Origin of the sequence: Caballeronia sp. LZ033, assembly GCF_031451265.1 — a bacterium.
Classification (GTDB): domain Bacteria; phylum Pseudomonadota; class Gammaproteobacteria; order Burkholderiales; family Burkholderiaceae; genus Caballeronia.
In genome coordinates, this window is record NZ_JARUXQ010000003.1 from 772,982 (window position 1) to 783,881 (window position 10,900).

The 10,900-nt window shown below is 64.2% G+C and carries 10 protein-coding genes; 8 read left to right on the forward strand and 2 right to left on the reverse strand.

Annotation, left to right across the window (positions count from 1 at the left end):
* The first annotated feature begins 8 nt into the window (after positions 1-8).
* From QCE62_RS24690 to QCE62_RS24715, 6 genes are all read left to right on the forward strand, one after another.
* Entirely contained in the window at positions 9-359 is a 351-nt protein-coding gene (locus tag QCE62_RS24690) for a (2Fe-2S)-binding protein (RefSeq protein WP_309924161.1), read from the forward strand.
* Positions 356-1,780, forward strand: coding sequence for an NAD(P)/FAD-dependent oxidoreductase (locus QCE62_RS24695; RefSeq protein ID WP_309924163.1), 1,425 nt, complete (start codon positions 356-358; stop codon positions 1,778-1,780). Before QCE62_RS24690 ends, QCE62_RS24695 begins: the two co-directional genes overlap by 4 nt.
* Positions 1,773-2,900, forward strand: a complete 1,128-nt coding sequence (locus tag QCE62_RS24700) for an FAD-binding oxidoreductase (protein ID WP_309924165.1) — start codon at positions 1,773-1,775, stop codon at positions 2,898-2,900. The genes QCE62_RS24695 and QCE62_RS24700 overlap by 8 nt, the downstream gene beginning before the upstream one ends.
* A gap of 35 nt (positions 2,901-2,935) precedes the next feature.
* Positions 2,936-3,982 carry an ABC transporter substrate-binding protein gene (locus tag QCE62_RS24705; RefSeq protein WP_309924167.1) on the forward strand — a complete coding sequence of 349 codons (1,047 nt, stop codon included), beginning with the start codon at positions 2,936-2,938 and terminating at the stop codon, positions 3,980-3,982.
* A gap of 456 nt (positions 3,983-4,438) precedes the next feature.
* Complete coding sequence (locus tag QCE62_RS24710; RefSeq protein WP_309924169.1) at positions 4,439-6,058, forward strand: gamma-glutamyltransferase family protein; 1,620 nt, start codon at positions 4,439-4,441, stop codon at positions 6,056-6,058.
* A 197-nt stretch (positions 6,059-6,255) separates the two neighbouring features.
* Positions 6,256-7,353 carry a type I restriction endonuclease gene (locus QCE62_RS24715; protein ID WP_309924171.1) on the forward strand — a complete coding sequence of 366 codons (1,098 nt, stop codon included), beginning with the start codon at positions 6,256-6,258 and terminating at the stop codon, positions 7,351-7,353.
* Positions 7,354-7,450: 97 nt separating this feature from the next.
* Here the strand turns inward: QCE62_RS24715 and QCE62_RS24720 are convergent, their stop codons facing one another.
* Together QCE62_RS24720 and QCE62_RS24725 are read right to left on the reverse strand one after the other, a co-directional pair.
* Positions 7,451-8,188 carry an SDR family oxidoreductase gene (locus QCE62_RS24720; RefSeq protein WP_309924173.1) on the reverse strand — a complete coding sequence of 246 codons (738 nt, stop codon included), beginning with the start codon at positions 8,186-8,188 and terminating at the stop codon, positions 7,451-7,453.
* Between the two features lie 67 nt (positions 8,189-8,255).
* Positions 8,256-9,011, reverse strand: a complete 756-nt coding sequence (locus tag QCE62_RS24725; RefSeq protein ID WP_309924175.1) for an isocitrate lyase/phosphoenolpyruvate mutase family protein — start codon at positions 9,009-9,011, stop codon at positions 8,256-8,258.
* A 357-nt stretch (positions 9,012-9,368) separates the two neighbouring features.
* Here QCE62_RS24725 and QCE62_RS24730 point away from each other — a divergent pair, with 357 nt between their 5' ends.
* Both QCE62_RS24730 and QCE62_RS24735 read left to right on the forward strand, forming a co-directional pair.
* A complete protein-coding gene (locus QCE62_RS24730; RefSeq protein ID WP_309924177.1) occupies positions 9,369-9,758 on the forward strand; it encodes a hypothetical protein in 390 nt (129 codons plus the stop codon).
* Between the two features lie 233 nt (positions 9,759-9,991).
* On the forward strand, positions 9,992-10,900 hold a 909-nt coding region (locus tag QCE62_RS24735), incomplete at its 3' end, for a filamentous hemagglutinin N-terminal domain-containing protein (RefSeq protein WP_309924179.1).

A 10,900-nucleotide genomic window follows, 5' to 3' on the forward strand; every position in this document is an offset into this window, starting at 1 on the left:
GACATCTCATGACTACCCCGACGTCCCGCTGCGCCCCGCAATTCGTCCGACTCGCGGAAACCGGACGCGCGCCCGTTTCCTTCATCCTCGACGGCACGCCCACGCAAGCCCTCGCGGGCGACACGCTCCTCACCGCGATCCTTCTGCAGCAGCGCCATGTGCGCCACAGCGAGTTCAGCGACGCACCGCGTGCAGGCTTCTGCCTGATCGGCGCGTGTCAGGACTGCTGGGTGCGCGGCGAGGACGGCACGCGCATGCGCGCCTGCTCTACACGCATCGAGGCCGGCATGCGCATCGTCACGCAGGGACAATGCACATCGCGCACATTGCACACAGCGAACCCGGAGGATGCGCAATGAGCGTTGAGCGCCGTGTGGTGATCGTCGGCGCGGGCCCCGCGGGGATTCGTGCGGCGCAGACACTCGTGGGCGCCGGTGTACGGCCGGTGGTCATCGATGAAAATCCGCGCTGGGGTGGACAGATCTATCGCCAGCCGCCGGCGGACGCGGGCTTCGCACGCACGAAGTCCACGCTCTATGGCTTCGAGGCCGGCAAGGCCGATGCCGTACATCGCGCGATGGAAGCGCTCCTGCCCGGGATCGACTATCGTCCCGGCACGCTGGTCTGGTCATGCGAAGCGAACCGGCTCGATACGCTCCACGCCGGCCGCGAAGCCACCGTGCCGTTCACGCATCTGATCATCGCGAGCGGCGCGACCGATCGCGTCATGCCGCTCCCCGGCTGGACTCTTGCAGGCGTCTACACGCTCGGCGGCGCGCAGGTCGCGCTGAAGTCGCAGGGTTGCGCGATCGGCGCGCGCATCGTGCTGGCAGGCACGGGGCCATTGCTTTATCTCGTCGCCTATCAATACGTGAAGGCCGGCGCGCAGATCGCCGCCGTACTCGACACCAGTCCGCTCGCACGGCAGGCCGCGGCCGCGCCGCGCATGCTCAGCCAGCCCGCGACTTTCGCGAAGGGCCTGTATTACGTGGCATGGCTGCAGGCGCGCGGCGTGCGTATCGAACGCGGCGTCACGCTCGATGCCATCGAAGGCGAAGACGCCGTGCGTTCGATCCGCTGGCGCACGCATCGCGGCGAGGCGCGCGCGCTGGAGTGCGATGCCGTCGGCATCGGTTTCGGTCTGCGCCCGGAGACCCAGCTCGCCGATCTCGCCGGTTGCCGCTTCCGTTTCGACACGCTCAATCGCTGCTGGATTCCGGAACGCGATGCAGCCGGCCGCAGTTCGGTGCGCAACGTGTATCTCGCCGGCGATGGCGCAGGCATCGCGGGCGCGGATGCCGCCGAACTCGCGGGCCAGCGTGCAGCGCTCGCGCTGATCGAGGACGTCGGCGTCATGACGCATCGTCATAGCCAGCCCGATGCCGCGCGGCTCGAACAACAGCTCTCACGCATCGGCGCGTTTCGTGTCGGTATCGAGCAGGCGTTCGCGCCGCCCGATCATGCCGCGAAGACCTGGCCCGACGATCTCGTGATCTGCCGCTGCGAGGAAGTCACCGCAGGCACACTGCGCGCGTGCGTCCGCAGTGGCCTCGCCACCGAAGTGAACCGGCTGAAGGCGCTTACGCGCATCGGCATGGGCCGCTGCCAGGGGCGCATGTGCGGTGAAGCGGCCGTGGCGCTGCTCGCCGCCGAAACCGGCAAGCAGGTTTCCGAAGTGGGCAGGCTGCGCAGCCAGGCGCCCATCAAACCCATTCCCATCACGCCGATGCTCTACGACGACGGCGTGCAGGTCCAGCCCGAGGAAGCCCACGATGAGTGAGGCGCGTCACTACGATGTCGTCATCGCGGGCGGCGGCCTCGTCGGGTCATCCACGGCGCTGGCGCTGGCATTGCAAGGGCTGCGGGTCGCGCTGATCGAACGGCGCTTCTGCGGTGCGCAGGCGAGCGGCGTGAACTATGGCGGCGTGCGCACGCAAGGCCGCAGTCCCGAACAGATGCCGCTCGCGGTGCGCGCGCGAAGCGTCTATGCTCGCTTGCCTGAACTGATCGGCATCGATGGCGAGCTGGTGGTGTCGGGTCATCTGCGGCTCGCACGCCGAGAAGCCGATCTCGATGTGCTCGACCAATGGTCCGCGATGGCGCGCGAGCACGGTGTCGAATCGCAGGTGCTGCGCGGCCCGGAATTTCGCAAGCGCTATCCGTGGCTGGGTCCGGCGGCGATCGGCGGGTCGCTTTGTCCGAGCGATGGTCACGCGAATCCGCGTCTCGTCTCGCCGGGTTTCGCGCATGCCGCACGTCGCGCGGGTGTCGACGTGCGCGAGCAGACCGAGCTCGCCGATATCGTCTTCGACGGCACGCGTTTCCAGATGCGCGCGGGCGACCGCCGCATCAGCTCGGACTGGCTCGTCAACAGCGCGGGTGCATGGGCCAATCGCATCGCGGGCAGCTTCGGCGAGACCGTGCCGATGAAACCCATCTATCCGAACATGTGGGTGACCGAGCCGCTGCCGCGCTTCATCGGCCACAGTCTCGGCGTGGTGGGCGGCGGCGTGTATGCGCGGCAAGTGGAGCGCGGCAATTGCGTGATCGGCGGCGGCCGCGGTCATGGCGACGGCGAGTATGCCCAGCCGTCCACCGCCACCACGCGCGCCGTGATGCGCGATGCCTGTGCGCTGCTGCCGGCGCTGCGCGATGCACTGTTGATCCGCACCTGGAGCGGCGTGGAAGGCGAAACGCCGGACAGCAATCCGGTCATCGGCCTGAGCCGCACCACGCCGCGTCTGCTGCATGCATTCGGTTTTTCGGGCGGAGGCTTCCTGCTTGCGCCCGGCGTCGGCGAAGTGCTCGCCGAGCTCGTCACGCAAGGCGATACCCGCACGCCGATCGACGCGTTCTCGATTCAACGCTTCAGCCGGGTGCCGCTCTCCGCTGCTCACTAACCTCAAACGCAATCGCCATAACAAGGACAATCACGATGAACCTGCCCCGCACACTCGCCTCCGTTGCCGCGCTCGTCGCGTTCGGTGTCTCGTCGCAAGCCTGGTCGCAGAGCAAGACGATCTATATCGGCATGAACGGCGGACCGATGGAGAAGGCCTACACCAGCCAGGTGCTGCCTGACTTCGAGAAGGCCAACAACGTCAAGGTCGTGGTGGTGCCCGGCACGTCGTCCGACGTGCTCGCGAAGCTGCTCGCGAACCGCAACAGTCCGCAGATCCATGCCGCGTTCCTCGACGACGGCGTGATGGCGCGCGCCGTCAGCATGGGCATCTGCCAGAAGCTCGATGACGCGCCCGTACTCAGGGAACTCTATCCGTTCGCGCGCCTGAAGGACGACATGGGCGCAGGCGTGCAGCTCGGCATGACGGGCATCGGCTACAACACCAAGCTGTTCAAGGAAAAGGGCTGGGCGCCGCCGACCTCGTGGATGGACTTCGCCGATCCGAAGTACAAGGGCAAGGTCGTGTTCCAGTCGGCTTCCAGCAGCACGTTCGGCCTGCACGGTTTCCTCGCGATCAATCGTCTGCTCGGCGGAAGCGAGAAGAACGTCGAGCCGGGTTTCAGCAAATGGGCGACGACGGTCGGCCCGAACGTCGTCGAATACATTCCCAACTCGGCGAAGCTCTCCGAGATGATTACCACGGGCGAAGCCGGTTTGTTTCCGCTCACGCCGACCGCCATCGGCGACCTGAAGGACAAGGGCCTGCCGGTTGCCTACGTCGCGCCGAAGGAAGGCGCGGTGTTGCTGCTGGTCGATCTGTGCGTCGTGAAGAACAATCCCGATCCGGCGCTCGCTCAGAAACTCGCGCAGTATCTGCTGTCCGCGCCCGCGCAGACCAAGGCGGCCGAAGCGGGCAAGCAGATCCCCACGAATTCGCAAGCGAAGATGACGCCGGACATGGAAAAGAATCTCGGCGACCTGAACACGCTCGTGAAGAAAGTAACGGTGGTGGACTGGGACACCATCAATGCGAACCGCGCGCAGTGGGATCAGCGCTGGAATCAGCAGATCGAGAAGTAAGCAGGTTCGCGCTGGCGCTGGACGGCGGCGCGGCAGTCTTCTCCCTTTCAGCGTCTCTCGGGACTGAATGGGGTTGCCGCAGCCGCTTGTCCACGACTTGATGGCCTTCTTCGGAACAGCCAATTCCGCATTTTCTTGCAACTGCCGAAGCTCTTGGTGGGCAAGGTGTCGGGGCCCGTTCCGATAAAAAGCTGAACGCGTTCCGGAAAATAATGCACGTTTGCGGATCGCTTTCTTGAAAGCAGTGCCCGGCCGCCGGGCATCCAGGACGACAGTCGACTACTTGCGAGCCGCCATGCCGCTCTTGCGAAGCGGCTTCATCGCGCCAGACCGACAGCCGCGAAAACCGCCCCATGCCGCGGATTCATTGGACGCGATCATTCAGGCCACCGACAATGAGGAAACACGCGCGACAACCTCGCGCCTTCGCTTTCCACTCATTCCGAACGCGCCCTCATGACCTTCCAGCACTCCAACCCTTCGCGCGGCACACGCGGCATGGCCGTCGCGCCGCATTCACTTGCAACGCAAAGCGCCCTCGCCGTACTGCGCGAAGGCGGCAACGCGGTCGAAGCGATGATCTCCGCCGCAGCCACCATCGCGGTGGTATATCCGCACATGAACGGTATCGGCGGGGACGGCTTCTGGCTGATCTCGCGTCCGGGCGAGCCACCCGTCGGCATCGAGGCATGCGGGTCCGCCGCCTCGGGCGCCAGCATCGAACGGTATCGCGCGCTCGGGCTCGACCGCATTCCGCATCGCGGCGCGCTTGCTGCGAATACGATGGCCGGGACCGTATCGGGCTGGCAGGCCGCATTCGACTGGTCTGCGAAAACGCTAGGCGGTCGTCTGCCGGTCTCGCGCCTGCTCGACGACGCCATTGCCTACGCCACCCACGGCGTGCCCGTCACCGACAGCCAGGCGCGCTGCGTCGCCGGCAAGCGCGGCGAACTGGCAGACGTGCCGGGCTTCGCCGAAAGCTTCATGCCCGACGCACTCGATGGCGGCCCGCCGCGCGCCGGCGCTCGCTTCAAGCAGCCGCGCATGGCCGCGACGCTCGCGCAGCTCGTCCAGAACGGTCTCGACGATTTCTATCGCGGCGATCTCGCGCGCACGCTTGCGCAAGAACTCGGCGCGCTCGGCAGCCCGCTCGCGCTGGAAGATTTCGAGCGTCATCGCGCGCGCCTGGTGACGCCGCTCGCGCTCAAGCATTCGCTCGGCTCGGTATACAACATGCCGCCGCCGACACAAGGTCTCGTGTCACTGCTCATCGTCGGGCTGCTGGACCGCGTGCTGCGCGACGACATGGACCCGCTCGGCCCCGAGTACGTGCACGCGTGCGTCGAAGCGACCAAGCTCGCCTTCAGGATCCGCGACGCACACATCACCGATCCGGATCACATGGACATCGATCCGCAGACCCTGCTCGATCCCGCGCGCCTCGACGCACTCGCCGCGCAGATTTCCTTCACGCAGGCCGCGCCGTGGGGCAACGGACGCGGTCCGGCGGATACCGTGTGGCTTGGCGTCGTCGATGGCGACGGCGTCGCCGTGAGCTTCATCCAGAGCATCTATCACGAGTTCGGCAGCGGCATCGTCCTGCCGGGGTCGGGCGTGAACTGGCAGAACCGCGGCTGCAGCTTCTCGCTCGACGCAGGCTCGCTCAATCCGCTGATGCCGCGCCGGCGTCCTTTCCACACGCTGAATCCCGCACTCGCGCGTTTCGCCGATGGACGCGTCATGGTCTACGGCAACATGGGCGGCGACGGCCAGCCGCAATCGCAGAGCGCGGTGTTCACGCGCATCGCGCGGTATGGCTGGAATCCGCAATCGGCCATCGACGCACCGCGCTGGCTGCTCGGGCGCACATGGGGACAGGCGAGCGATTCGCTCAAGCTGGAGGCGCGCTTCGGCGATGCGACGGTGGCCGCGCTGCGGCAACTCGGCCATGAAGTCGATGTCCTGCTGCCCTACGACGAAACCATGGGTCACGCCGGGGCCATCATCCGCTACCCGAACGGTTGCTTCGAAGGCGGCCACGATCCGCGCAGTGACGGCGCGGCGATTGGCTGGTAGGTTCTTGGCGAGGCAGGAGCAGGATTCATCGAGACATCGCTACTGCCACAATCAATCTGTAACGCAATCAGATAAATTCGATTTCTAAAGCTTTGTTGCGCACTTACAAAGCTTGACATTCTTTGACGTTTACGAAGGCTGAATCGTGGGACTCTCGCGCGGGAGCGATTCGTCCAAGAACGGAGGAGAAGAGAAATATGGATTTCATCGATGAAGTGAGGACTTTGGCGGCACGCATCGCAACAGCGAAGGATAGGGTGCAAACCGAAGAGGCAACCAAGAATGCCATGGTGATGCCGTTCATCCATCTGCTGGGATATAACGTCTTTGATCCCCTCGAGGTGACGCCCGAGCTGATCGCCGATGTTGGCACGAAGAAAGGCGAGAAGGTGGACTATGCGATCCTGAAAGACGGCAAACCTATCATGCTGTTCGAGTGCAAGAGGTCCGGCGGCGATCTCAACATCAATCATGCAAGCCAGCTCTTCCGCTACTTCCATGTCACGGAGGCGCGATTCGGGGTGTTGACGAATGGTCTCGTCTATCGCTTCTTTACCGACCTTGAACAGCCGAACAAGATGGACGAGAAACCGTTCTTCGAATTCAATATCGCTGACTTCCGCGATCAGGATGTCGATGAACTGAAGAAGTTCGCCAAAGCTGCGTTTGACCTCGAAAATATCCTGACCACGGCAAACCACCTCAAATATACGCGTGCAATCAAGAATACCTTGAACGAATGGATGGCTGAGCCTCCCGAGGAATTCGTTCGGCTCGTTTCAGCGGAATTCCTCGCAGGGAAACAGTTCAGGACCACCGTCAAGGATCAATTCACGCAGGTCACGAAACACGCTTTTCAGCAGCTGGTGGCCGACAAGATCAATGGCCGTCTCAAGGGCGCAATGACACCGGAGCCGGCGTTGCTTCCCTCAGTTCCACCGACAGGGAGTGATGCAGCATCCGGCGACGCATCTGAGCCGACTGCTATCGAGGTCGAAGCATTCCAGATTATCCGGGCGATCCTGCGGCCTGTCATATCGCCGGGGATGGTGGCGATCCGCGGTGCGGCGAGCTATTGCGCGATTCTCTTCGATGATAACAATCGCAAACCCATCTGCAGATTGCGCTTCAAAAACGAAAGCAGGCTTGTCATCGGCGTGTTCGACGACAAGAAGGAAGAGGATCGTGTGCATCTGGACAATCTCGATGCCATTTTCGAGCTTTCCGACAGATTGAAAGCCTGCGCGACGTCGTACATGAAACCTGCCCGGGAAGACGAAAGCGCTGTCGCTTAGTTGTCTCCGTGCATCAGGCACATGTGCTGATGTTTGAGCCGGCGCCGCCGTCGTGCAGGATCACAGCGGGCCGGCATACAAAAGCACCCTTCCGTCTTCAGGCGTTCGCACCGCCATCCACAGTGAGCGTCGCCCCGGTGATATAACCGGCGTTCGCGCTCGCCAGAAAGACCACGGCCTGCGCGATATCCTCGCCCGTGCCGTAGTCGCCGGTGGCCGTCAACGCTTTCAGCGTCGGCCCGAACGGACCTTCCACCGGGTTCATGTCCGTGTTGATCGAGCCGGGCTGCACGAGGTTCGCCGTGATCCGCTGCGGGCCGAGTTCTCTCGCGAGGCCCTGCGTGAACGCCACGAGCGCCGATTTGGACGCGGAATAAACGCCGAGCAACGAAGCGGGAACGCGGTCCGCAAAGTAGCTGCCAATCGAAATCACGCGGCCGCCCGCCTTCAGGTGCGGAATCGCCGCCTTGGCAGCGAGAATCGGCGCGCGCACGTTCACGTTCAGCGTGGCATCGATATCTTCGAGCGAGATGTCCTTCACATCGCCCATGCGCAGAATGCCGGCGTTGTTGACCAGGATATCGAGCCCGCCCAGCGACTCCACCGTCTTTTGCACGGAAGCGTCGATCGCCGCTGCATCCGCGCTGTTCGCCTGGATCGCGACGCCACGGCGACCTTGCGCTTCGATCGCCTGCACGACCTGCGCGGCCTGTTCCGCCGACTTCTCATACGTGATCGCGACGTCCGCGCCAGCGGCCGCCAGAGCCTTTGCAATCGAAGCGCCGATACCGCGGCTTGCGCCGGTGACCAGCGCGCGTTTTCCTTCGAGCATCATGTCAATCTCCAGAGTGGTTTATTGAATACAAAAAATCGTGAAGGGCCTGTCCGCCCATACCGATCCATCAGTTGAACAATCCTTGAATCTCGCCGTATGGCAGCGGCGTGCCGTCGAGCGCTTCGGAACGGCCGTGCGCGAGGAAGTCCGCGGCCATGGCCTTGCTCCTGCCGAGCACCACCTGCGCGATGCCGCTGCCCGCGCTGAGCCGCCGTACGCCGAGCCTTCCGAGCGTCGCGGCATCGGGCAGGCCCGGCAGCGCCATCACATTCAAAGGCAGCCGGATGTCCCGGACGATCGTCTCGATGTGGGACGGCCGCATCAGCGCCGGAACGAACAAACCGTCCGCGCCCGCCGACGCATACAGCCCGCCGCGTGCAATCGCCTCCTGAGGCTGCTTCGACGCTTCGACGAGGCTTGCAAGGAACACGTCGCTGCGTGCATTGACGAACAGGTCCAGGCCGGCCTTTGTCACAGCCGCCTTGATCGCCTCGATCTTCACGGCCAGCAGCGATGCCGGGTCGGGTCCGTCTTCGATATTGATGCCCGCAATCCCCAGCTCCGCCAGCCGCAGCACCTGCTCTGCGACGGTCTCCGGATCGTCGGAATAGCCGTGTTCGACGTCCACTGACAACGGCACGGCGAGCACGCGCACGATCCGTCGAACCGATGCGAGGACTTCATCGAACGGCAGCATGCGGCCGTCCGGATAACCGAGCGCCCATAGGTGAATGCGTCGTCTATTTGGGCGATTGCTCCGCCGAAGCAGGTCTTGACTGGACTTGTGAGCCGTAAATGAGAAGAACCCCGCTTCGCCTGTCATGGGCGAGGCGGTTAGATCCGCATGTCTGCGATCTCTCACGTCCTTGCACGGACGTGCATCGTGTCCGACCGTTCAATGGCGGGCCGTAGTAGAGGGTGCAGAGCGATTTGGGTTCTTCGTCGCTCCGCCCAGTCAACTCTGCTATTGGCCCGTCTCCCTCTTCCATTGGGACGCGGGACCTCACCACAAGAGGGCGAACCCGTGAGCGTCAGAGACACCGCAATCCATTCCCGTCTTCCATCCGAACCACCGCCGTACGCGCGACTCCACGCCGGCCGGTTTGCGACGCCCGAGCGCGCCGCCTTCGCCGCGTGGCGGTGCCCCCTGCATTCGTTCGAGGGGCACTTCGTCGGGCACGTGAGCGCAATCGGCGCATTGCGCGCTGTATCGCGGCACGATCCTCTCCCGCTCTTGCGCTATGTGCAGGAGGCGCGCGGCTCGATCACGGTACATCGAGACTCGTTTCTCGACATCGTGCGCGTAGGCGGCAAGGTCGGACGACGCGCCGATCAGCTCGCGCCGCTCGCCGAGATCCTCGATACAGCCGGCGCCCGCGCGCTTGAGAGCGACGTCATCGAATGCGCCGCTCAGGCGCTCAGAGAGTGCTTTCTCGTGCTGCAGAGCGGACCACGCATCGATTCCGTGCTCACCTACCTGAGTCAGCTGCAGGCGACGTGCTCAATCACGATCCACCACGCAAGCAAGCTGCGCGCGTTCATTGCAAACGAGGTCGCCGCGCTTGGCTGACCTGTCCTCGCCTCCCTGAGAGGCGCCGATCCCAGGCTCCGCGTGATCGTGCCGTCGCGCCACGGACTGGCAACAGGCACGCCTCTGATTTTTGCGCCTCGCCTCGTGCGAGGCTTTTTTTTCAGATTTATCGGCCTACGCCGGGCAATTCGGAGCGCTGACAATACACGTGCTGCTTGCTTACGTTGCCATGCCTCGCGAGCCGGTTCCGCCGACTCCCTTTCTGCAAGAACATGAATCACGGTCTTTTCAAGCTGGTGTACAGCCGTCTGCGGAACATGCACGTCGCTGTCGCCGATTTCGCATGCGCTCACGGTAGCGAACCGGCCGTGTGGGTCGCAGGCACGCGCAGCGCGGCGCCGCACCTCCTGTTGCGTCCGCTCGTTGCCGCCGCCATGCTGTGCTTCGGAGGGCTCGTCGTAGTCGTACCGACGTGGGCACAGATCGTCGCGGTCCCGGGCTCTGGCGCGCAGGTCATACAGACGCAGAACGGCCTCGCACAGGTGAACATTGCGAGGCCCTCGGGCGCGGGGGTGTCGCTCAATCATTACTCGCAATTCGACGTTCAGCGACAAGGCGCGATTCTCAACAACTCGCCCGCCATCACGCAGACGCAGCAGGCCGGACTGATCAACGGCAACGCCAACCTCGCGCCGGGCGGCTCCGCGCGCGTGATCGTCAATCAGGTGATGAGCAGCGCGCCCTCAGCGATTCGAGGGTACGTTGAAGTCGCCGGGCCTCGCGCCGAGATCGTTGTTGCCAATCCAAACGGTTTGATAGTCGACGGGGGCGGCTTCATCAACACGAGCCGCGCCATTCTGACCACGGGCACGCCGAACTTCGGGCCGAACGGGTCGCTGTCGGGTTTCACGGTGAGTGGCGGCAACCTCGTCGTGCAAGGTGCGGGCTTGAACGCCGCTAACATCGATCAGGTCGACCTGCTCGCGCGTGCAATCCAGGTGAACGCGGCCATTTACGCGAACCGGCTCAACGCGGTCACGGGCGCAAACGGCATCGAGCACGATTCGCTCGCCGCGACGCCAGTCGCGGGCAACGGCACGGCACCCGCCGTCGCGCTCGACGTGAGCGCACTCGGCGGCATGTATGCGAATCGCATCTTTCTGGCGTCGAACGAGTATGGC